This window comes from Paraburkholderia sp. CNPSo 3274, assembly GCF_024206475.1.
GTDB lineage: Bacteria > Pseudomonadota > Gammaproteobacteria > Burkholderiales > Burkholderiaceae > Paraburkholderia.
The window spans coordinates 15595-38419 of sequence record NZ_JAMBPR010000004.1; the positions used below are offsets into that span (position 1 = coordinate 15595).

At 63.8% G+C, this 22825-nt stretch carries 21 protein-coding genes; 10 read left to right on the plus strand and 11 right to left on the minus strand.

Annotated elements, in window-relative coordinates; all coding sequences use genetic code 11:
• Positions 1-367 precede the first annotated feature (367 nt).
• Complete coding sequence (locus M3I54_RS03465; RefSeq protein WP_254333055.1) at positions 368-1312, plus strand: LysR family transcriptional regulator; 945 nt, start codon at positions 368-370, stop codon at positions 1310-1312.
• A gap of 144 nt (positions 1313-1456) precedes the next feature.
• Here M3I54_RS03465 and M3I54_RS03470 read toward each other — a convergent pair whose 3' ends face one another.
• From M3I54_RS03470 to M3I54_RS03490, 5 genes are all read right to left on the minus strand, one after another.
• On the minus strand, positions 1457-2431 hold the full coding sequence (locus M3I54_RS03470; protein WP_254333058.1) for a hypothetical protein: 975 nt from the start codon (positions 2429-2431) through the stop codon (positions 1457-1459).
• A 51-nt stretch (positions 2432-2482) separates the two neighbouring features.
• The gene (locus tag M3I54_RS03475; protein WP_254333059.1) at positions 2483-3295 is read right to left on the minus strand and encodes a fumarylacetoacetate hydrolase family protein; all 813 of its coding nucleotides are present in this window, start codon (positions 3293-3295) and stop codon (positions 2483-2485) included.
• Between the two features lie 15 nt (positions 3296-3310).
• Positions 3311-4558, minus strand: a complete 1248-nt coding sequence (frc, locus tag M3I54_RS03480; RefSeq protein ID WP_069261628.1) for a formyl-CoA transferase — start codon at positions 4556-4558, stop codon at positions 3311-3313.
• Between the two features lie 461 nt (positions 4559-5019).
• Complete coding sequence (locus tag M3I54_RS03485) at positions 5020-5748, minus strand: GntR family transcriptional regulator (RefSeq protein ID WP_254333060.1); 729 nt, start codon at positions 5746-5748, stop codon at positions 5020-5022.
• A complete protein-coding gene (locus tag M3I54_RS03490) occupies positions 5729-5965 on the minus strand; it encodes a hypothetical protein (RefSeq protein ID WP_254333062.1) in 237 nt (78 codons plus the stop codon). The genes M3I54_RS03485 and M3I54_RS03490 overlap by 20 nt, the downstream gene beginning before the upstream one ends.
• A gap of 548 nt (positions 5966-6513) precedes the next feature.
• On the opposite strand from M3I54_RS03490, the gene M3I54_RS03495 reads away from it, so the two are divergent.
• The gene (locus tag M3I54_RS03495) at positions 6514-6915 is read left to right on the plus strand and encodes a DUF2917 domain-containing protein (protein WP_254333065.1); all 402 of its coding nucleotides are present in this window, start codon (positions 6514-6516) and stop codon (positions 6913-6915) included.
• A gap of 114 nt (positions 6916-7029) precedes the next feature.
• On the opposite strand, the gene M3I54_RS03500 is transcribed toward M3I54_RS03495, so the two are convergent.
• Complete coding sequence (locus M3I54_RS03500) at positions 7030-8193, minus strand: porin (RefSeq protein WP_254333067.1); 1164 nt, start codon at positions 8191-8193, stop codon at positions 7030-7032.
• A 628-nt stretch (positions 8194-8821) separates the two neighbouring features.
• Here M3I54_RS03500 and mprF point away from each other — a divergent pair.
• The gene (mprF, locus tag M3I54_RS03505; protein WP_254333068.1) at positions 8822-11431 is read left to right on the plus strand and encodes a bifunctional lysylphosphatidylglycerol flippase/synthetase MprF; all 2610 of its coding nucleotides are present in this window, start codon (positions 8822-8824) and stop codon (positions 11429-11431) included.
• Positions 11428-12801, plus strand: coding sequence for a virulence factor family protein (locus tag M3I54_RS03510; protein WP_254333069.1), 1374 nt, complete (start codon positions 11428-11430; stop codon positions 12799-12801). Before mprF ends, M3I54_RS03510 begins: the two co-directional genes overlap by 4 nt.
• A 16-nt stretch (positions 12802-12817) precedes the next feature.
• Here the strand turns inward: M3I54_RS03510 and M3I54_RS03515 are convergent, their stop codons facing one another.
• Positions 12818-13081, minus strand: a complete 264-nt coding sequence (locus M3I54_RS03515; protein ID WP_254333070.1) for a cupin domain-containing protein — start codon at positions 13079-13081, stop codon at positions 12818-12820.
• Between the two features lie 479 nt (positions 13082-13560).
• Between M3I54_RS03515 and oxlT the strand changes: the two genes are divergently transcribed.
• Positions 13561-14904, plus strand: coding sequence for an oxalate/formate MFS antiporter (oxlT, locus tag M3I54_RS03520; protein ID WP_254333071.1), 1344 nt, complete (start codon positions 13561-13563; stop codon positions 14902-14904).
• 75 nt (positions 14905-14979) lie between these two features.
• On the opposite strand, the gene ahpF is transcribed toward oxlT, so the two are convergent.
• From ahpF to M3I54_RS03535, 3 genes are all read right to left on the minus strand, one after another.
• Positions 14980-16581 carry an alkyl hydroperoxide reductase subunit F gene (gene ahpF, locus M3I54_RS03525; RefSeq protein WP_254333072.1) on the minus strand — a complete coding sequence of 534 codons (1602 nt, stop codon included), beginning with the start codon at positions 16579-16581 and terminating at the stop codon, positions 14980-14982.
• 194 nt (positions 16582-16775) lie between these two features.
• On the minus strand, positions 16776-17339 hold the full coding sequence (ahpC, locus tag M3I54_RS03530; RefSeq protein WP_028202722.1) for an alkyl hydroperoxide reductase subunit C: 564 nt from the start codon (positions 17337-17339) through the stop codon (positions 16776-16778).
• A 312-nt stretch (positions 17340-17651) separates the two neighbouring features.
• A complete protein-coding gene (locus M3I54_RS03535; protein WP_254333073.1) occupies positions 17652-18560 on the minus strand; it encodes a LysR family transcriptional regulator in 909 nt (302 codons plus the stop codon).
• A 132-nt stretch (positions 18561-18692) separates the two neighbouring features.
• Between M3I54_RS03535 and M3I54_RS03540 the strand changes: the two genes are divergently transcribed.
• The 5 genes from M3I54_RS03540 (at position 18693) to M3I54_RS44785 (ending at position 21927) form a co-directional block, all read left to right on the plus strand.
• Positions 18693-19418, plus strand: a complete 726-nt coding sequence (locus M3I54_RS03540; protein WP_254333075.1) for a pirin family protein — start codon at positions 18693-18695, stop codon at positions 19416-19418.
• 132 nt (positions 19419-19550) lie between these two features.
• On the plus strand, positions 19551-19964 hold the full coding sequence (locus M3I54_RS03545) for a DoxX family protein (RefSeq protein WP_028202725.1): 414 nt from the start codon (positions 19551-19553) through the stop codon (positions 19962-19964).
• A 553-nt stretch (positions 19965-20517) separates the two neighbouring features.
• Positions 20518-21075 carry an aromatic acid exporter family protein gene (locus M3I54_RS03550; RefSeq protein WP_254333076.1) on the plus strand — a complete coding sequence of 186 codons (558 nt, stop codon included), beginning with the start codon at positions 20518-20520 and terminating at the stop codon, positions 21073-21075.
• 266 nt (positions 21076-21341) lie between these two features.
• Complete coding sequence (locus M3I54_RS44780) at positions 21342-21470, plus strand: hypothetical protein (RefSeq protein WP_302058828.1); 129 nt, start codon at positions 21342-21344, stop codon at positions 21468-21470.
• 40 nt (positions 21471-21510) lie between these two features.
• Positions 21511-21927, plus strand: a complete 417-nt coding sequence (locus tag M3I54_RS44785; protein WP_302058829.1) for a rubredoxin — start codon at positions 21511-21513, stop codon at positions 21925-21927.
• A 9-nt stretch (positions 21928-21936) separates the two neighbouring features.
• Here M3I54_RS44785 and M3I54_RS03560 read toward each other — a convergent pair whose 3' ends face one another.
• On the minus strand, positions 21937-22800 hold the full coding sequence (locus tag M3I54_RS03560) for a response regulator transcription factor (RefSeq protein ID WP_254333078.1): 864 nt from the start codon (positions 22798-22800) through the stop codon (positions 21937-21939).
• Positions 22801-22825 lie beyond the last annotated feature (25 nt).

Sequence of the window (22825 nt, forward strand, 5' to 3'; positions counted from 1 at the left end):
CTTGTCTCCGCTATCCATTCATTGCAGCCGGCATGATTGCGGGTCTGCATAAATTCGGGCTTATGGTTTTAACTTTTCACATCGCTGCGCTGTGTCTTCTATTCGCCAGCTGAATCAAAAATCCGAATGAAATTCGTCAATCCTAATTCACCCTGGCATGACAGCCGCCCCCTGAAAACATCGTAAAACAAGGGCTTTTCTACGCGTTGTCCCTTATGAAATCGTATTTCCGAGCGTTAACCCGAACATAGCTTCGAGCGTGCCGCGCGGCATTCGGACTCCTTTCAACTTATGCTAGGGTGATTGCTGAATTACTCACAATTAAAGTTTGTTATTATGTGGATTCAGTATCCCTTATGGTTCGGCCATGACGATGCGAAACGCCACGCTGCGCCAGCTCAAGGTCTTCGAGACCGTGGCGCGCCACCTCAGTTTTTCGCGCGCTGCGGAGGAACTGCATCTCACCCAGCCGGCCGTTTCCACACAGGTTCGGCAGCTCGAAGAGCACGCAGGCCTGCCGCTCTTCGAGCAGCTCGGCAAGAAGATCTATCTCACGCCCGCGGGCACGGAGATGCTTCACTACAGCCGCGCGATCATGCAGCAGTTCCACGAAGTGGACGAGGCGATGAGCCAGCTAAAGGGCGTCTCGGGCGGCAAGCTCAACGTCGCGGTCATTAGCGCAGGCGATTACTTCTTTCCGCGCCTGCTGGCCGAGTTCACGCGCCGCTACAAGGGTGTCGCGCTCAATCTCTCTGTGCACAACCGCGAGCAGCTGCTCCAGCAACTCGCCACCAACCAGACCGATCTCGCCGTGATGGTGCGTCCGCCCCACGCGACCGACGCCATCAACGAGCCGTTTGCGCCCCACCCGTACGTGATCGTTGCGGCGCCCACGCATCCGCTCGCCAACAAGCGCTCCATCAAGCTCAGTACGCTCGCCAACGAGGCGTTCATCGTGCGCGAGCGCGGCTCGGACACGTGGAACTCGATGGAAGAAGGCTTCGCCGGGAAGATCACGAACCTCAAGATCGCCATGGAGATCCAGAGCACCGAGACGATCAAGCAGGCCGTGATCGCGGGCATGGGCATCGCGTTTCTTTCGGCGCACACCATCAGCCTCGAATTGCAGGTCGGTCACCTCACGGTGCTCGACGTGGAAGGCTTCCCGGTCATGCTCAACTGGTACGTCGTGCACCGGAAAAACAAGCGGCTGCCGCCCGTTGCGCTCGCGTTCAAGCGCTTCCTCATGGAGGAAGGCGCAGCACTCATCGAGAACATTACGAAAGTGTCAGAAGCGAGTTTGCATAAGTAAGGTTTGATGGTTGCACCGAAAGCCATCAGACATAACTAATCGTTCGCGTCGTATTGCGCGTTCCGTTGTTTTCCCGGGTCCCGCGGATGGTCTCGTGGCGCTGCCACCTTCTTCGGTGGCAGCGCACGATATTTCGATACGACGTCAGTGCGGCCCTTGCCGCTGACGCAGCGCGCCGCCCCGGCTGCGCCGCCGCCGTGGCAAGTCCTGTGATGCGTGATGACCCGCGCGCCCTCCGCCGCCATGCGGCGTGTCGTTCGCGGCCAGCCAGGCGGGTTCGAACGCGCCGCTGCCACAGGCCGCGACCAGCAGTTCGTCCGGCACACCCGCAAAACTTGCATTGAATGTCGCGCTGAAGGGCTCGCGTGGCGGTGACGCCTCGACGGCGCCCGTACGTGCGAGCCGCGGTCGCCGGGCGCCGCTCATGAGCCGCGCGCCCAGCGCCGCACACAGCACGCTCGCCGCGACCAGCACGGAGATTTCGAAATCGGGCGAAGCACGCGCGCCCAGGAATCCATAGCCGAGCGCCGCGACTAGCAGCAGCGCGATGACATGCATGACGCGGTCACCGCGCCCGAACGGCACGCGCCTGCGCACCGCGCCGCTCGCTTGCGCGCCACGGCTGAACAGACTCAGCGCGCCGCCGATCAACAGTGCGCCGGTCGCCGCCGCGACGAACAGCGCCACACGTTCGACAGGACTACGCTCGGGCTGCAACACGCAGGCAACGAAAGCGCCGATCAAGACACTCGCGCCCGCTACACCACCCAGCAGCGCCGCCGTCGGCGCGCGCCGCGTCAGGTCGCGCCGGCCCGCAACGCACAAACCGCCCAGCACGCCGCATTCGACAGCCACCGTCGCGTCGGGCGCATGCATCCAGCCCGCAGCGATCACGCCGGGCGGCACGGTCAGTAGCAATGCGAACGAAATGGCGAAAATGAGCCGATGCTTGTGCGGCGCACCAGCACGCCTGGCGCAGCGCGGCACGGCGCGAAAACGCGACGAAGGCCACGCACGCACCGGCGCGAGCGCCGCCAGTTGTGCAAATGCACAGCCGAGCCATGCGAACAGCGCGCCAGCGCCCAACCACGCCAGGTCGGCAGCCAGTTGCTCCGGCATCTCTCCTCCTCGCGCGGCATCGCTGCCGCGCGCGTCTTTGGTTTTACGCGGTCAAGCCGCGCCCTCTACGGCGGCGAGCGACTCGGTTTGCGCGCATGCGGCGCCCAGCGCGTTGCTCAACGTACCGATCCCTTCGATCGTGACCTCGACCGTTGCGCCATCAACGATCGAGCCTACGCCGAGTGACGTGCCGCACGCAATCACGTCGCCCGGTTCGAGCGTCAGGTCCTGCGAAATGAGGCTCACCTGCTGCGCCGGCGAAAACACCATGTCGTCGAGCGGATAATTCTGCCGCTCCACGCCATCGAGTTTCGTTACGACGCGTGCGCGCCGCCAGTCGAAGCCAGAAACGATCGACGGGCCCAAACAACAGAACGTATCGAAACCTTTGGCGCGGCACCATTGCGGGAAGTGCGGATTCTCGGTGATGAGGCCTGCGGCCGTGACGTCGTTGACGACCGTGTAGCCGAAGATCGCCGACTCGGCTTCTTCGACGCTCGCGTCGCGGCAGCGCTTGCCGATCACGATGCCGAGTTCGCCTTCGAAGACGATTTTTCCCGCATAGTGGGCAGGACGCCGAATCAATTCCGAAGAGCCGATCACCGACGCCGCCGGCTTGATGAGAAAAAGCGGGTGCGAGGGCACCGGCTTTTCGAGTTTTGCGGCGAGCGCGTGAAAATTGTTCCAGAGCGCGACCACCTTGCCGGGCGCACACGGCGCGAGCGGCGTGAGCGCGCGTAGCGACAGCACCGCGCCAGTGGGCACCGGCTGATCAAGCCCTTCGTATTCGTGCAGGTAACCGTTTTCGACGCGGCCGAACACAATGCTCCCGTCGCTCGCCATCAAACGCATCCACGTTTCCATGTTTCCTCCCTGGTTTCAAACGGCGCCAGAAGCGCGCAGCGAGTGGATCTCGTCCTTCGTGTAGCCGAATTCCGCGAGCACTTCGTCGGTGTGTTCGCCCAGCATCGGCGAACGCGTGACTTCGGTCGGGCTGTCCGAGAGTTTGATCGGGTTGCCCACCGTGAGGTACTTGCCGCGCACCGGGTGATCCACCTCGACGATCGTGCCGCTCGCGCGCAGCGATTCGTCGCTGGCGATCTCCTTCATCGAGAGAATCGGGCCGCACGGAATGTCGTAGCGGTTGAGCACGGCCATCGCGTCGAACTTCGTGCGATGCATGGTCCAGTGCTCGATCTCGTCGAAGATCGCCTTCAGGCGCGGCAGGCGCGCATTCGGCGTGGCGTAGTCCGGATCGTCGATCCACTCCTCGCGCCCGATCAGCTTGCAGATGCGGTCCCAAACAGGCGCCTGCGCGATGAAATAGATATAGGCGTTCGGATCGGTCTCCCAACCCTTGCACTTGAGAATCCAGCCCGGCTGCCCGCCGCCCGACGCATTGCCGGCGCGTGGCACGGCCTCGCCGAAGCCGTCGTTGGGATACTGCGGGTACTCCTTCATGACGCCGGTGCGCTCGAGCCGCTGCTGGTCGCGCAGCTTCACGCGGCACAGGTTGAGCACGCCGTCCTGCATGGCCGCGAGCACCTTCTGGCCGCGCCCCGTGTGCGTGCGCTGATAGAGCGCCGTGACGATGCCGAGCGCGAGATGCAAGCCCGTGCCGCTGTCACCGATCTGCGCGCCGGAGACGACCGGCGGGCCGTCGTCGAAGCCCGTCGTCGAAGCCGCGCCACCCACGCACTGCGCGACGTTCTCGTAGACCTTGCAGTCCTCGTAGGGGCCCGGGCCGAAGCCCTTCACCGAGGCGACGATCATGCGCGGGTTCAGTGTCTGTATGCGTTCCCAGCTGAAGCCCATGCGCTCGAGCGCGCCCGGCGCGAAGTTTTCGACCAGCACGTCGCAGTCGCGAATGAGCCGCTCCAGCACGCGCTTGCCTTGCGGGTTCTTCGTGTCGAGCGTGAGCGAACGCTTGTTGCCATTGAGCATCGTGAAGTAGAGGCTGTCCGCGTCCGGCAAGTCGCGCAGTTGCTCCCGCGTGATGTCGCCAGCGCCTACGCGCTCTACTTTGATCACGTCCGCGCCAAACCAGGCGAGCAGTTGCGTGCAGGTAGGTCCCGACTGCACGTGCGTGAAATCGAGGATGCGCACGCCGTTCAATGCCTTGCCCATGTCATGTCTCCTTATCTAATCGTGGCCGGGCGAGTTTTCGAAAATCGGTGGGGTTGCGTGGGCAGAGGCGTTTCGCGCTATGGCGCGTCATCTGCGTCCTTGAGCAATACGGTATGTGATATATCAGAACGAAGCAAGAGGGGAATTGCCCGTCGGGAATGTCATTAAAATCGCGTCGAAGCCTTATCCAGCATGGCTTTGGCGCAAGTTCGACGGTATTGACGCGGTGCACGTGAGGGAAAACCCCGAGCATTTGCGACGTCTGATATGCCAGATTCCGTGTGAAGGATGGCGGTAAGGGACTGTGATTTGGTCAGGGATGCCAGGAGTTGATGCGCATAAAGTCGGCGGGCGGCCGTTCGGCCAACGCGTGATGAAGGGGCGCGAAGGGGCGTAAACGCAAAACGGGAGACCCAAGGGTCTCCCGTTTTGCCTCGATTTAGCGGCGCGAGCCGCCTGCGTCAATCCAGGAAATCGCAGTTCTTCTCGACATAGACCGCGAGATCGAGCGAATGCTGGCGCACGAGCTTTTCCGCCTGTTCGGTGTCGCGCTTCTCTAGCGCCTCGATAATGCGCAGATGGTCGACGATCGAGCGCGAAGCCCGGTCGCTCTGCGAAATCGTCATGCGGCGAATGGCGCGCACGTGCACGAAGATGTTCTTGATGGTGTCGAGGATGATCTGCGACTTGGAGAGCTCGACAATCGCCTGGTGGAACGCGATGTTGGCGTCCGAGTACTCGGCGATGTGTTCGGCGGGCGTGCTGTCGCGGAAGTCGTCGAACATGTGGCGCAGCCGCGCGATTTCCTCGTCGGTGGCGTGGATCGTGGCGAGGCGCGCGGCCATGCTTTCGAGCGCCGCCCACATCTGGATCATCTCCACGATCTCGCGCTTGCTCTTGCGCACGATATAGATGCCGCGGCGCGGCACCATGCGCAGGAAGCCCTCCTGCTCGAGCAGCGTCATGGCCTCGCGCACCGGCGTGCGGCTCACGCCGAGCGATTCGCTCAGCACGCGCTCGTCGAGCCGGATTTCCTCGCGCGACTGGTAGATGTCCGCGTCGGCAATGGCGTGGCGCAGCATGGCGTAAGCCTGATCGCGCAGGCTCAGTGTTGCGTTGATGGGCTGCAGCACCAGCTTGAGCGGCGCCGCTTCCCGGCTTGCTACAACTTCAGTTTGCTCTGACGACATTGATTACCTCTTTTCCGACCTGCGGACGGATTCGCGGACCGAATTGTGCACGACGAACGGCCTTGGCGCGCGGCGCTTCGCCCAAACCAGCGTACCGGCCATGCTGTGCGGCCTGCTCAATAGCAGACTGCGGCAGCCACCTGGCGATCATGACCGTAGCAGCTGCACCCAGACCCACGACCGCTGCACCGAAAAGCGCAAGAGAAACAAAATCCATTTGAAGCTCCGCATGATTGAGTAATCGAATGACTCAATCATATGCTGCATCGCGACAAAAATCAATATTCTGTATGTGATATATCAGATGCAGTCGTTTCTGCACAACACTTCGATGCTTCGAGGGCTCATCAGGGGTGCGCTCCCACATTGTGGGCACGGCCAACCGGATATCTATGAAAAACAACCAATCCTAGTGAGAAACCGGGGCTGCCCGCAAGGGGATATGCCATCGAAGGGCACGATCGCGTCACGCAAAGGTGCGAACGAGACTCGCGCGCAACACAAACTACGGCTGCCAATGCCATTTAAGCACTTCAGGTTGACAGCGCTGCAGGCACCCCGCACACTCGACCTATGCACACTTCCTCCACCCTCCTCCCCACGATGAATCATCCGTGGAAAACCCATACGGGTAGCCCACGGGGATGGTGTGCGTACTAGCAGTCTGTCGTCACACAAATCACAAGCCCCGCCGGCATCGACGGGGCTTTTTGTTTTTCTGGGTGGCAGCGCTCCGTTCGTCGGCTCCAAAAACTGGAGAAAACGATGGATGACGCTTTTCAGGCAACCTCACAGCCCGCTCCGCACGCCGTAGCGGACGCAACCGACCGCTACGACGATCCGTTGCCCGCACAATCGATCCACTTCGCGGTGCCGCCAATGCGCACGCTCACCTGGCGCGCGAATGCGTCAGCCACGCTGCGTGTTCAAGTGGCCCAGGTGTGGGTCACACGCGCCCGCTCGCCCTACGACCACTGGCTGCAGCCGGGCGAGACGCTTCGGCTCGAGCGTGGCGAGCGCATCTGGCTCAGCACCGAGGCCGCCCTGCCAGCACGCGTGAGCATCACGAGCGCATGGCAGCCGCCGTTTGCGGGCGTGCGGCGCTGTATGGAGCGCCTCGCCGCCTGGCTTGCGCTGCTCACGCTACGGCGTTCACGCGAGGCGTGAAGCGTGAAACCCTCGCGTTTGACGCGCTTTGAGCCGAAGCCAAAGCCGCAAACGCCAAAACGCCGGATGCGCCGCCCAACTGGCGCATCCGGCGTCGTTAGTCGAGGCGCGCAATCAGAACTTGTGCCGCAGCCCGAGGTTCACGATGGTCTGGTTCGACGTGCCCGCGTAACCATACGAACCAACCGAAGCCTCGGCCGGCATCGAGCCGCCCGTGCCGTTGCCGGTATCGCCGCTCGCATGCTGCCACGCCGCCGTCATGTAAAGGTCAGTGCGCTTCGAGAGGCTGTAATCCGCGCCGAGCGAGACCTGGTTGTAGTTCGCCTGCGTATCGCCATTGGCGTGCGTGTAGCTGTAGCCAACGCCGAGCAGCAGCGCGGGGCTCAGCTGATAGTTCATGAACCCCTGGCCGGTGTTGTACTTTTGCGTGTCGCGGAACACCGAACTGCCGTCCGGCGAGTAGCGCGCGTTGCTATAGCCGAGGCCGAAGGTGAACTGGCCGAGCTGGTACTGCGCCGCCGCGCGCGCGATGGTGAGCGAGTGTGCCGTGGCGTAGCCGGAGTTGATCGGGCCGTCGAAGGTGCCGTCCGAGGTGCTCGTCCAGCCTCCGGTGCGAATGCCGTTCACGGCCTGGCTGTTCGTCGCGTAGAAGTAGCCGCCCGCCAGCGCGAGCGGACCGTTGGTGTAGTTGACCGCCGCCGAGTACGACTGTTCGGCGCCCGTCGAGCCCGCAATGCCGCCAAACGAGTACATCGCCGCAGCCTGGAGGCCGCTCCATACGGGCGTGGTGTACTTGACGGCGTTGTTCACGCGGAAGCTGTTGTCGTAGTTGTCGACGTCGCCCGCCGTTGCGAACGCGGAGCCGAAATAGTTGTCCGCCGTGATGCCCTGCACGAGGTCGATGAGCGGGTCATACTGCCGCCCGAGCGTGAGCGACCCGTACTGCTCGGCCGTCAAGCCCACGTACGCCTGTCGGCCGAACAGCCTGCCGCCCTGCGCGAGCGCGCCCGTGGACGGGTTGAAGCCGTTTTCCAACTGGAAGATCGCCTTGAGGCCGCCGCCGAGATCTTCGGCGCCCTTCAAACCCCATCGCGAGCCGGAGAGATTGCCGTAGCTGCTGTTGCCGAGCGTCCAGAGGTTGTGGCCGCCGTCGGCGTGGTTGACGTAAGTGATCGATGTGTCGATGGTGCCGTACAGCGTCACGCTGGTCTGTGCCTGAACCGTACCGGCAACCCCGAGCGCGGCTAGCGAAAGGGAAGTCAAGGCTAGTCTTTTCACGTCATTCTCCCGGCGCAGTAAAACAACTCTTGACCAAAGCAGACTAACTCTCCCGCTGGGCATTGTAAAAGGATTAAACAAGCTGTCTCGAATTAGTGACAGCGATCTCAGGAGGCGCCTGGCAAACTGCCGAAGCATTATCTCTCGTTGCGAAACAATGCGCTGAGCAACTGCCGCCAACGCCCGCCACGTAAGGCTTGCGGCGAACCGGCCGTATCGTCACGTGTTTCACGCATGCGATAACCGCCCGCCCATTACTCATAACTTAACGACTACCTTGCCGCTCAAGCCATCTGTGAATTAGGCTTTGCAAACATTAATCACAAAAAGATTATTCCCCAATTCAATCCACTAGTTACGACGCATCATTGGGCCCGACTGATCCGCACCCAATAGCGGTTTCTTGCACCTGGGCGTCAACCGGCGGGTAGTCCTATGCGTTTGCTGAGCTTAACTAGTCCTTTCCGAACGTTTACGATTCGGCTCGATTTTCCGGTTCGCGGCGCGAGGTGCGCGAGAACCGGCCTCGAAAGAACGTAAGCGCAAAACGCGAATAAACGCGATGTCACCGCCGGGGAAGCTGTAACAGTCGATACGGCGACATCGCAGAGAGCCACCAGACCGATCCATGTCTCAATCGCATTCTTCGCGCGCGGCGCGCGCCTTCGGGGCGCTGCGCCGCCGTGCCGGTGCCCTGCACCTGCAGCGCTTTGTCGCGCCGGTGTTCGCGCTCGGCATCTGCGCGCTGCTGCTAGTCGTCTTCCAGCACCTCTCGCGCACGGTCGACTACCACTCGGTGATCCGCCAGCTCTGGACGCTCACGCCGGCGCAATGGGCCGGCGCGCTCGCCGCCACGGTCGTGAGCTTCGTCGCGCTGGTCGGACGCGACGCCGTGGGCCTGCGCTACCTGGGCGCACGCGTCTCGCGCGGCGCGCTATGGGCCGGCGCGATCGCCGGCTCGGCGCTCGGCAACGTCACCGGCTTCGGCGCGCTCACGGGCGGCGCCGTGCGCTGCCGCGTGTATGGCGGCGCGGGCGTCACCGCCGCGCAGATCGGCCGCATGACGGTGTTCACGAGCGTCACGCTCGCCCTCGCGCTCGTGCTCATGACCGCGCTCGGCATGGTGGGCGCCGCCGGCACGCTCTCCGGTCTGCTGCATCTCTCGCCCGACGAGCTACGCCTGACCGGCGGCGTGGTGCTCGGCTGCGGCGCGGTGATGGTCATCCTTTGCCCGCCAAGCGCGCGCGAGATCGAGCCGTTCGGCCGCGCCTGGCTGCGCTTTTCGGTGCCGGCGCGGCGCGACCTCGTCGCGCAGTTGCTGCTGGCCGCGCTCGACGTGATCGGCGCCGGGCTCGCGCTCTGGTCGGTCATGCCGCATGCGCTCCTCGGCTTCACCGACTTCCTCACTGTTTATTGCGCCGCCATGCTGCTCGGCCTGCTCGGCCACACGCCCGGCGGCATCGGCGTGTTCGAAGCCGCGATGGTCTACGCACTCGGCCCGAGCGTGCCCACCTCGAAGGTACTTGCCGCGCTGCTCGCCTATCGCGCGATCTACTTCGGCGCGCCGCTCGCGCTCGCAGCGGCTGTGCTCGCCGTATTCGAAGGCCGCGCGCTCAAGACACCGCTCAGCGCCCGCTTTGCGAAGCGCGGCGCCGACGGCGTCTCGCAACTCGCACCGCTCTTCCTCGCCATCGTGACGTTCGTGACCGGCAGCATGCTCGTGATCTCGGGCGCCACGCCCGCGTTCTCCAAGCGCATCGCGCTGCTGCAAACCATCGTGCCGCTCTGGGTGCTCGAAAGCTCGCAGTTGATGGGCAGCCTCTTCGGCGTGCTGCTCCTCTTCATCGCGCGCGGTCTGCTGCGGCGTCTGGACGCCGCCTGGTGGCTCGCGCTCGTGATCGCCGTGGCCAATCTCGCACTCTCGCTCGCCAAGGGCCTCGCCTTCGTCGAAGCGGGCGTACTGTGCGTGCTGATCGTGCTGCTCCTTGGCACGCGCAGGCGCTTCAATCGCCATTCGTCGATGTTCACCGAGCGATTCACGCCGGCCTGGCTCGCCTCGGTCGGCTGCGTGATCGCGCTCGCCGTGTGGGTGCTGCTGTTCGCGTTCCGCGACGTGCAGTATTCGCAAAATCTCTGGTGGCAATTCGCCTTCCACAGCCGCGCCCCGCGCGCATTGCGCGCCACGCTCGGCGCCGGCGTGTTCGCCGCCGCGCTCGCATTGTGGCAATTGCTGCGCCCCGCCGCCGGCCGCTTCGTGATGCCCCCGAGCGAAGACCTCGAAGAGGCCGGGCGTATCGTGCGCGCGCAGGAGCGCAGCGACGCGGGCCTCGCGCTGATGGGCGACAAGAGCTTCCTGTTTTCCGCCTCGCGCAAGGCTTTCCTGATGTACGCAAAGCGTGGCCGCACGTGGGCGGCGCTGCACGATCCGGTCGGCCCGCGCGAAGAGTGGCCCGCGCTGATCCGCGAATTCGTCACGCTCGCGCACGCGCACAACGGCCGCGCGGCGTTCTACCAGGTGCGCGCCGACGCGCTGCCGCTCTATCTCGACGCCGGCCTCACGCTGATGAAGCTCGGCGAGGAAGCGCGCGTGATGCTGCAGGAATTCGATCTCAAGGGTCCGCAGCGCGCGCATCTGCGCTACGCGCTCAAGCGCGGCGAACGCGATGGCTTTTCGATCGAACATATCGAGCCCACGCAGATGGGCGCGAGCCTGCCGGTGCTGCGCGCGATCTCCGACGCCTGGCTGCAGGACCGCGAAGCGCGCGAAAAGAGCTTCTCGGTGGCCGCGTTCGACGACGACTATCTCGCCGCGCAGTCCGTGTTGCTCATCCGCCAGAACGGCGAGCCGCTCGCCTTCGTCACCTTCATGACGACCGATCTGAACACCGACGCAACGGTGGGCGTGATGCGCCATTTGCCGGGCGCCTCGCCCTACGCGATGGAGTATCTGTTCACGCAGCTCGCGCTGCATCTGAAGGGCGCCGGCTACCAGTCGCTCTCGCTCGGCATGGCCCCGCTCTCGGGCATGGGTCCCACGCCGCTCGCTTCGTCGTGGCACCGGCTCGCGGGCTTCATCTGGCGCTTCGGCGGGCGCTTCTATAACTTCCGGGGGCTGCGCGGCTTCAAGAACAAGTTCGCGCCGCGCTGGGAACCACGCTATCTGGCCGCCTCGGGCTCGATCAGCGTGTTCATCACCCTCGCCGATCTATCGCTGCTGGCAGGAGGCTGGCGCTCATGACATTCCGTATTCCCAGGCTGCCGCGCATTGCAGGCACGGCAGCGGGCGCCGCTGTGCTCGCATTTTTCACGGCTCACGCCACCGCGGCTTCGACGGCCGCCTCGACGCCCGCTGCCGCCGCGACGATGCACGTTTCCGGCGGCCGTTACGGCGAAGTCGCGGTGACGAAACCGAGTGGCGCGATGCGCGGCTTCACCGTGCTGTTCTCGGCGGACCAGCACTGGAGCGCCGCCGACCAGACGCGCGCCGACGCACTCGCGCAGCATGGCGCGCTCGTCGTCGGCGTGGATACGGAGCGCTATGCGCAGAACCTCGCCGCCGCGAAGAACGAGACCTGCCACAAGCTCTACGGCGACGCCGAAGCGCTGAGCCACCAGCTCGAACGGCAGCTAGGGGCCAACGAGTACTACGCGCCGATCGCCATCGGCAGCGGCGAAGGTGCGCTCATCGCACAGCGCATGCTCTCGCAGGCGCCCGCGAACACGATGGCGGGCGCCGTGTCGCTCGATCCGGCCGCGCAGCTCGACGCGCGCTTCGCACCCTGCCCGGCCGACCCCACGCTCTCGCGCGGCAATGGCCTGCCCGGTTTCTTCGAGCAGGGTGTGACGACGAAAGATGCGCGCGCAACCCGTTCTGACGCACCGCGCACCTTCGCCCCCAGCGTTGCCGACGCCGACAAGATCGTTGCGCTTACATCGAATCACCTGCGCGTCGCGACGGAAAGCGAAGAGGACGTGTCGGACCTGCCGCTCGTCGAACTGCCCGCGGCGCATCCCACCGACATGCTCGCGGTGGTGATCTCGGGCGACGGCGGCTGGCGCGATCTCGACAAGACGATTGCAGAAGCGCTGCAAAAGCAGGGTATTTCGGTGATCGGCTGGGATGCGCTGCGTTACTTCTGGAGCGAAAGGACTCCGGCACAAACGAGCCACGATCTCGCACGCGTGCTGAAGACCTATGGCTCGCGCTGGCATGCGCAGCACATCGCGCTCGTGGGCTACTCGTTTGGCGCGGACGTGATGCCGTTCGCCTACAACCGTCTGCCCGACGCGTTGCGCGCGAAGGTGTCGTACATGTCGCTGCTCGGCTTCGCGCCGGACGCCGACTTCCAGATTCGTGTGACGGGCTGGCTCGGCATGCCCGCCAGTGACAAGGCCTTGCAGGTACGCCCGGAACTCGCGAAGGTGCCGCCTTCGATCGTGCAATGCGTGTATGGCGCGGGCGAGAAAGACACGCTGTGCCCGGCGCTCGTGAATACCGGCATCGACGTCGTCAAGACGAGCGGCGATCACCACTTCGACGGCGACTACAACACGCTCGCGGGGAAGATCATCGCGGGGTGGAAGAAGGAGATCGCGGCGCGGGGCTGAGGGAGCGAGCCGCCCCTCACTTCCTCCCCACGAGATACTGCACGCCCTGCGGCCCGTAGCGCTCGGCGTGCGGCAGGTTGGCGGCGAGATGAAACACGTCGCCGGCCTTGTAGTGCCGCTCCTCGTCGCCCACGCGGATGTGCAGTTCGCCCTCGATGACCAGCGCCTTCGCTTCGAACGGATGCGAATGGACCTCCATGACGCCGGCTTCGCGCGTCACGACAACGGGCTCGGGAAAGCCTTCGTCGGTCAGGCTGCGGATGAATGCTTCGCGCTGCATGATTCGTCTCCTCGTTCGACGGCGTCGACCCACCGGCAGCCAGTTTGGCACGCGCACCGAGGCGCTGCACGACCTCGCTTCCTGCGGGGCCGCCAACTCGCGCGCAAAAATGCCGGTCAACCTTTCATTCAAATCAACCTGAAAGGTTTTAGAAAAATTTCCCATTACATTACCAAATGCTTTCAACTATAACGACATCACATGTCGCGATTTCCGCTATCTCGCGCATGCCTCAGCCCGCCTGGCCTAGCCGGCGGGCTTTTTTTCTGGCGCGCGCGGCATCGATCTCAAGCTTTCAAAAACCATACTCATCAATGCTCAGAGCTAGTGGAAGCCCTGAGATGTCTTCCGCTTGACTTCGTTGATATATTACATATTGTGTAAACGACTGTCAGCTAAACGACAGGATTCGTGGCTGCGATTCGGGCAAACACCGTCTCTCGCAGAAGACCATTCATTCGAAGAAACCGGAGACACACATGGAGCATCGGCAAGGAGGGGCGTCGCGATTCGCGTCGCCGTGGACGCAACTCGTGTTCGGCGTCATCTGTATGGCGATGATCGCGAACATGCAGTACGGCTGGACGCTGTTCGTCAATCCGATCAACGAACAGTACCACTGGGGGCGCGCCGCGATTCAGGTCGCGTTCACGATCTTCGTCGTCACCGAAACCTGGCTCGTGCCCGTGGAAGGCTGGCTCGTCGACAAGTATGGGCCGCGTCCGGTGGTCGTGAGCGGCGGGCTGTTGTGCGCGGTTGCCTGGGTGCTCAATTCGGTCGCGGCGTCGCTGCCTGTGCTCTATCTCGCGGCAGCAATCGGCGGGCTCGGCGCTGGGGCCGTTTATGGCACGTGCGTCGGCAACGCGCTCAAGTGGTTTCCGAACCGTCGCGGGCTCGCGGCCGGCATCACGGCAGCGGGCTTCGGAGCGGGGTCGGCGGCGACCGTCGTGCCTATCGCCAACATGATCAAGAGCAGCGGATATGAGTCCACCTTCCTCTGGTTCGGTCTGGGGCAAGGGATCGTCGTGCTCGTGCTCGGCTTCGCGCTCAGCGCGCCCGCCTCGCACGGCGTCGCCGCGGCGAAACGCGCCATTGGTCAAATGGGACACGCGGCGAAGCAAGTCGCGCAGAGTGCGAGCGCCGTCTACAACGCGAGTCCGCGCGAGGTGATTGCGTCGCCCATCTTCTGGGTGATGTACGCCATGTTCGTGATGATGGCTGCAGGCGGCCTGATGGCGACCGCGCAGCTCGGCCCCATCGCGAAGGACTTCGGCCTGCACGACTCGCCCGTTTCGCTGCTCGGCCTCACGCTCCCCGCACTCACGTTCGCGCTCACCATCGACCGCGTGCTCAACGGTCTCACGCGGCCCTTCTTCGGCTGGGTATCGGACCGCATTGGCCGCGAGAACACGATGTTCATCGCGTTCGGCATCGAGGCGGTCGGCATCGTGCTGCTCTCGCAATACGGTCACAGCCCGATGGCGTTCGTCGTGCTCACGGGCATCGTGTTCTTCGCATGGGGCGAGATCTACAGCCTCTTTCCCGCCACCTGCGGCGACACCTTCGGATCGAAGTTCGCCGCGACCAACGCGGGTCTGCTCTACACCGCGAAGGGCACGGCCGCGCTGCTCGTGCCGTTCACGAGTGTGATCACCGCTGCAACCGGCAGCTGGCACGCGGTATTCATGCTCGCCTCGGGTATGGCAGCGGTCGCCGCCCTGCTCGCCGTATTCGTGCTCAAGCCATTGCGCGAGGCCCATCGGCAAAAGCATGCGGAACCGGCGACCAACTTCACGTATGGCAGCCCGCTCGTACAGGACTGAGCCGTCTCATCTCGCGAAACCATAAAAAAACGCCGGCGTGAGCCGGCGTAAAGAGAGACTGCTCTAAACCTTTGCTCAGGCGACCACAGGCGCTGCCTTCGCGTCCTCTTCCTGCTCCACGGAGGAGCGGATCAGGTAGTCGAATGCGCCGAGCGAGGCCTTCGCGCCTTCGCCCACGGCGATCACGATCTGCTTGAACGGCACGGTCGTCACGTCACCCGCGGCGAACACGCCCGGCACGGACGTCTGGCCCTTCGCGTCCACTTCGATCTCGCCGTGCTTCGACAGCGCCACGGTGCCCTTCAAGAACTCGGTGTTCGGCACGAGGCCGATTTGCACGAACACGCCTTCGAGTTCGAGATGATGCTTCTCGCTCGACGTGCGCTCGAGCCAGGCGAGACCCGTGACCTTCTGGCCGTCGCCGGAAATCTCCGTGGTTTGCGCGTTCACGTGCACCGTGACGTTCGGCAGGCTGCGCAGCTTGCGTTGCAGCACTTCGTCCGCACGCAGTTGCGCGCCGAATTCGAGCAGCGTGACTTGGCTCACGATACCGGCCAGGTCGATCGCCGCTTCCACGCCCGAGTTGCCGCCGCCGATCACCGCCACGCGCTTGCCCTTGAAGAGCGGGCCGTCGCAGTGCGGGCAGTAGGCCACGCCCTTGTTCTTGTACTGCTGCTCACCCGGCACATCGACATTGCGCCAGCGCGCACCCGTTGCGAGCACGACGCTCTTCGCGCGCAGCGTCGCGCCGCTTTGCGTGCGCACTTCGAAGCCATTGCCCGAAGGCACGAGCGCTTCGGCGCGCTGCAGATTCATGATGTCGACGTCATAAGCGCGCACGTGCTGCTCCAGCGCCGTGGCGAACTTCGGCCCTTCCGTTTCCGTGACCGAGACGAAGTTCTCGATCGACATCGTGTCGAGCACCTGGCCGCCGAAGCGTTCGGCGAGCACGCCGGTGCGAATGCCCTTGCGCGCCGCGTAAATCGCAGCCGCAGCGCCTGCGGGGCCGCCGCCGACGATGAGCATGTCGAAAATATCCTTCTGGTTCAGCTTCTCGGCGGCACGCGACGATGCGCCGGTGTCGAGCTTCGCGAGAATCTCTTCCACGCCCATGCGGCCCTGGCCGAACACTTCGCCATTCAGGTAGAGGGTCGGCACGGCCATGATCTGGCGCTTCTCGACTTCGTCCTGATACAGCGCGCCGTCGATAGTGACGATCTGCACGTTCGGGTTGAGCGCAGCCATCGCGTTGATCGACTGCACGACTTCCGGGCAGTTCTGGCACGACAGCGACATATAGACTTCGAACGAGAACACGCCGTCGAGCGCCTTCACCTGTTCAATCGTGTCGTTCTCGAGCTTGACCGGGTGGCCGCCCACCTGGAGCAGCGCCAGCACGAGCGACGTGAATTCGTGGCCCATCGGAATGCCCGCGAACGTGACCTTCACGTCGGAGTTCGCGCGCTTGATGTCGAACGAAGGGGTACGCGCGTCGCCGGCTGCGGCGCCACGGCGTTCTTCGTAGGAGATGCGATTCGAGAGCGATGCGATGTCCTGCAGCAGTTGCTTCAGTTCTTGCGACTTCTCGCCATCGTCCAGGTACGCAACGATCTCGATCGACTGCGTGACTTTTTCGAGGTAGCTTTTGAGTTGATCTTTGAGGTTGGCGTCGAGCATGGCTTTTTTTCCGGCTAGAGAAGAAGCGGGGGAATTCTAAGTATTGCCTGGCAATTTCGCCGTTCCGCTTATGGCAGTAAGAGGCGAACAGGGTACCCGGGCCGCGGCCGCGGCCGCGTGGGCGCGGCCCGGGGATACAGCTAGTCAGACTTCGGCGTCATGCGATCAGGGCGATCGCATTGATACTGCGACGCTTAGATCTTGCCGACGAGGTCGAGCGACGGCTTGAGCGTTTCAGCGCCCGGCGTCCACTTGGCGGGGCAAACTTCACCCGGGTGCGATGCCACGTACTGGGCGGCTTGCACCTTGCGCAGCAGTTCCTTCGCGTCACGGCCGATGCCGTTGTCGTGGATTTCGCACAGCTTGATCTCGCCTTCCGGGTTGATCACGAACGTGCCGCGCAGTGCCAGACCTTCTTCTTCGATCATCACGTCGAAGTTGCGCGTGATTGCGCCCGTCGGGTCGCCGACCAGCGGGTACTTGATCTTGGCGATCGTGTCCGACGTGTCGTGCCATGCCTTGTGCGTGAAGTGCGTGTCGGTCGACACACCGTAGACTTCAACGCCGAGCTTCTGGAATTCTGCGTACTGGTCAGCCAGGTCGCCGAGTTCCGTGGGGCACACGAAAGTGAAGTCGGCCGGGTAGAACACGACAACCGACCACTTGCCCTTGAGGTTTTCTTCAGAGACCGGAACGAACTTACCGTTGTGGTATGCGGTTGCCTTGAACGGCTTGACTTGCGTGTTAATGAGAGACATGCGTTGTTTCCTCGCTCTGGGTTGGGAAAAGGTATGGACGAAGGTTACGGGAACCGCGTCCGTTTGAAAAATTGGTTGCTTTGATCGCGGGTATTGACCCTGCCTATCGGCCCCCATAGCGTCCGTCAAAGCCCGCCAGCATGGGGTTCCGCGCCCGCATCGCGCGGCCCGAGCAACCCTCGGGGCGGTGAGCATACAACGAAACTGCGACAATGCGCCTCACATGCCCGCGCTTTCATGGTGTATCCGCAATGCCTGATGCGTTAGATGCAGGCACAACAGTGCTTCTGCAAGGGCCGCGGGTTTGCTGCGTCAAAGCGCCCCGCCACGCGCGGTTGCCGCACGCGCCGCGAGCCGCTCGCGCAGGTATTGCGTGAACGCGCGGATCGTCACGGAAGCTTCACGATGTTGCGGGTACAGCGCATGCAGCGCGTTGGGCGGCGGCATGAACGGTTCGAGCACCTCGACCAGCAAGCCCGCGTCAACCGATCCCGCCACGATGAAGTCCGGGAGATAGCAGATGCCGAGCCCGGCAATGGCCGCGTCGCGGATCACTTCGCCGTTGTTCGCGCGCAGCGGCCCGTGCACGTCGAAAGGCGTGCGCACGCCATCGACGATGAATTCCCACGGCGCGCGGCCCTGCTGCCCGTACGGCAGGCAGGCGTGCTGCGCGAGATCGGCGGGCGTTTGCGGCGCGCGCCGCCGCCGCCGGTAGCCGGGGCTGCAGCAGGCGATCATGCGCACGTCGATGAGTTTCTGCGCGACCAGCGTGGAATCCGCTAGCCGCCCAATGCGCAGCGCCATGTCGAAACCCTCGCCGATCACGTCGACGCTGCGGTCGCTCAGATCCATGTCGAAGCGCACGTCCGGATGCTCGCGCAGAAATTCGGCGACGAGTGGCGAAAGGTGCGCCATGCCGAACGACATCGGCGCGCTCACTTTCAGGAGGCCTCGCGGCTCGCTGCGCCTGTCCGACATGGCTTGCTCGGCCTCGGACACGTCCGAAAGGATGCGCTTCGCGCGCTCGTAGAAGTCCTGGCCGAGTTCCGTGACCGCCAGCTTGCGCGTGTTGCGCACGAGCAGGCGCGCGCCCAGATCGGCCTCCAGCGCCGCCACGCGCCGGCTCACGAACTGCTTGGAAAGCCGCAGCCGATGGGCCGCCGCCGTGAAATTGCCCGCGTCCACGGTGTTCACGAAGATCCGCATGTCATCGAGTTGCATTCCGATTGTCCACTTCAATGTGACAGTGAGTCGTATTTTACGGCGATTCAAGTCGATTTGATTGACCTAAACTTCTTTCCATCGCAACCAATCAACCAACCGAATCGAAACGATTCATACGGAGAGACGAAAATGATCGAACTTCGCAAGGCAGACCAACGCGGCCGCGGTGAACATGGCTGGCTCAGCTCGCGTCACACGTTTTCGTTTGCCAACTACTACGATCCGAAGCAAGTGGGCTTCTCCGACCTGCTCGTGATCAACGACGACCGCGTGGCTCCGGCGCGCGGCTTCGGCAAGCACCCGCACCGAGACATGGAAATCTTCTCGTACGTGCTGGAAGGCGCGCTGGAGCACAAGGACTCGATGGGCACGGGCTCCGTGATCGTCCCCGGCGACGTGCAACTGATGAGCGCCGGCACCGGCGTGGCGCACAGCGAGTTCAACCACTCGGCGGACGAAGGGGTGCACTTTTTGCAGATCTGGATTGCACCGAACGTGAAGGGCGCGCAGCCGCGCTACCAGCAGAAGAACATCGTCGATGAGGAAAAGCGTGGCAAGTTCCGCCTGATCCTCTCGCCGGACGGCGCCGAAGACTCGCTGCTGCTGCGCCAGGACGCACGCGTGTATGCCGGCCGCCTCGACGGCGCGGAAACGGCGAAGGTCGAAGTGGGCGCCGACCGCTACGCCTACGTTCACGTGGCGCGCGGCAGCGTGAAGCTGAACGGCATGGAACTGGGCGAAGGCGACGGCGCACGCATCCGCTCCGAGCGCGAGTTGAGCTTCAGCGACGGACACGATGCCGAGGTCCTGGTGTTCGATCTGCGTAATATCGAAGTGTCGGAGCTTTGGTCTTAACTTCGGCGTTGCGCCTGAGGTTATCCTTGCGCAGACCGGCGCGCGGCGGTCCGCTCACTGAAAGCGGGCCGCCGCCCGGCAAAGCGCGAACTGATACGTAGTGAACTGCTTAAAACTTCTTCGGAGAAAACCATGCGATACAACCTGTTCGGGCCGGGCAACGACGTCGTTCTGCTGGTCTCGCGCATCCTGCTGACTTCCCTGTTCATCCTGTTCGGCTGGTCCAAGATCACCGGCTTTTCGGGCACGGTCGACTACATGGCGCATGTGGGCGCGCCCGTGCCGATGCTGTCGGCGGCCATCGCCGTGATCATGGAGTTCGCGGTCGGCATTCTGCTGCTCGTAGGGTTCTACACGCGGCCGCTCGCCGTGCTGCTCGCGATCTATACCGTGGCGACCGCCTTTATCGGCCATCACTTCTGGACCATGACCGGCGCCGATCAAATGGCGAACATGATCAACTTTTACAAGAACATCAGCATCGCTGGCGGCCTGCTCGCACTCGCGGTAACGGGTCCGGGAGCGATCTCGATCGACAGGAAGTAACGCACGGTTTTTTTTGAGCTGCAGGAAGGCGCGATGCTGAATGGCACCGCGCCTTTTTTTGTTTCCCTGAGAATTTGATCAAATTTACTTCCACATTTGGCCACGCAAAGATTTGATTAAATCTCAAGGAGACACGCATGCAAACTCGTGCGCGGTCTACGGCTTTTCGGCCGAATTCGCCCCACGCGTGCAGCAGGCGAAGCTCGATTCGCCACCGGGCCATTCAGGCATCGGCGCGACGCTCACCGCGAACGCGCTTTCCATGAGCGCTCGAAACGGTGTGGCTCCAGGTGGGCCCCATTTCAAACCTGCTGTTCGACGACGCCGACTTCACGCGCACGCTCAACGATGCGCACGAAGGCCTCATGCGGCGGCTCAAACGCCGCGACGCGCGCAAGGCGCGCGGCACGCCGTGGAGCGCGATCTGCGCCACGCGGCGAAGCCGTTGCGCATGCATTGCCTGCCCGAAGATCCGCACACGGCAAACACGGCTTGATATGCTTGGCAGCGCACCCGCCTATCCTCACGTTCTCCTTACGACCGATCACGCGCGATGCACGACCCACAAGACAACCTCTACGCCTATCTCACTTCGCTCCAGCAATCGGCGCTGAACGCGCTCAAGCGCCTGCCGCTCAGGAGCCGCGCCGCGCAAGGCACGCTCATGGCGCTGCGCGCCGTATGCGCGGCAGGTCTCGCATACAGCATCGGCCGCGCGCTTCACACCGAACAGGCGTTCTGGGCCGCGATCACGGCGATTGCCGTCACCCAGCACGATTACGCCGATACGCTCGCGCAGTCGCGCGACCAGTTCATCGGCGCGATTGCGGGCGGCGCGGTGGGGCTCGCAACGGCGGCGTTCGGCCCGGAAAATCTCGGGGCCTACCTCGTTGCCGTGAGCGTGGTGATCATCGGCTGCTGGTGCCTGAGCGTGAGCACCGCCGCGCGGCTGGGCGGGATCACCACCACCATCGTGCTGCTCGTGCCCATGAACGGGCCGGTGTGGGACGTCGCGCTCTTTCGCGTGGCGCAGGTCGCCATCGGCATGGCTTGCGCGGTGCCAGTCAGCTGGCTGTTTTCGTATATCGAACGGCGCTGGCTGCAGTTGTGAGGCGCTTCTCTCAACGCATGCGAAATAAACCATCTCCGCGCGCTCAGGAATCCGGCCCGCGTTAGCGGCGATAATCAGTGCCGCTGTGCGGCGCAGGTTGCCGGGGGCGAAATCTGCGACGCGTGCGCGCAGTCGCCGCGCAAATGCCCCCGTCGATGCGAAATCGTGCGAAACTCCCCCGCCGCGCTCTGCCGCCGTCATGCCGATCATGACGGCATTAAGGGGCGCAATCGAGAACGCAACCCACGCCGCCGCAATATCACCCTATGAACACCACCACCCGTCCCGCCGCTTCGAACGCCAAGTCCAGCAAGTCCATCACGCTCCTGCAATTGCTCGCGCTGATCGGCGCTGGCGGCATCGCGGCCTCGCTGCTGTTCCGCTACTTCCTGTGAGCGCAGCGCGTCCGGGGCATTAAGCCAACCGTTTTCGCTTATGTACAAGAAAGGCGTCGCCCTCGAAATCCAGTTCTCTCCCGATCGCCTGAATGACGGCGCAGGCGACCCGTACTGGATCGACCTCACCGCCGACGAAGCGGCCGCGCTGCTCGCCACGCTGCAAGGCAAGCTCGCTACGCGCGAGAGCACCGCAGCGCCGCTCGTCGTCGCGCTCGGCACCCCGCCCGAAAGTGACGCGCTCGAGGTACCCGCAAGCGCTTCAACGGCTGCGGCCAACGCCGACGACGGCCTCAAGCAATGGGTCTGCGTGATCTGCGGCTGGGTGTACGACGAAACGGCAGGCGCCCCTGACGACGGCCTCGCTCCCGGCACCCGCTGGGCCGACGTGCCCGACGACTGGCGCTGCCCGCTCTGCGATGTGGGCAAGGAAGACTTCGCGCTCGTTGAGTTCTAACGCGCGCCGCTAAAGGCGCGCGGCGCTCATGCGCCCGAGCGGCTCGTAGAAGAGCGCGAACAACTCCGACTGCGAACTCACGCCGAGTTTCGCGTAAATATGCTTCTTGTGCGCCCGCACGGTCTCGAACGAAATTTCGAGCCGCTCCGCAATCGCGCGCGTAGAAAATCCGCTCAGGCTCAAACGCACCACCTCGATCTCGCGCGCAGTGAGCGGCACGCGTCCGCTTTGCTGCGTGACCGCCTCGATGCGGCTCGCGAAGCCCGCCTCGCTCAACTGCCCCTGCTGTGCCGCGCTGTCGGCTTCAGCCGAGTCCGACGCGACCGCCTCGGCAACACCCTCGGCAAACGTCTCATACGCAAGCCGCTGCTTCATGAGCGCGACCACCCACGGCGCGAACATCGCGAACAACGCAATATCGCGCTCCGTGTAATGGTGCTTTGCGCCTAGCGAGAAAATCAGCGTGCGCGCATCGTCGAGCGGCACGTTGAACTGCACTTCGTCACCGATGATGTTGCTCTTGAAGTAGCGTTGGTAATAGTCCGTCATGCGGAAATTATCGGGCGCGACTTCGGCGAGCGAGACGAGCCCCGCGCGCGGCTTCTCGCTGGCGTTGAGATAGAACGGGTCGAGCAGGTACATCCCCTCCAGATACGCGCGGAACAAGAGATCCACGGTGCCGTCGGGCATCGGCGACTCGGCGCACACGAGCGGCGCGCGATCGCGCCGGAAGACGAGCGCAACCCAGTTGTCGAACGCGACGAAGCGCTCGATCACTCGCGTCATGCGGGTCCAGAAGTCAGGGCCGTCGAGGGCGTCGATCAGCGTAGCGATATGGTGATGGAACGCGCGGTCCTGCCAGTCCAGTTCCATGAGGGGCTCCATGGGTCCTCCGATC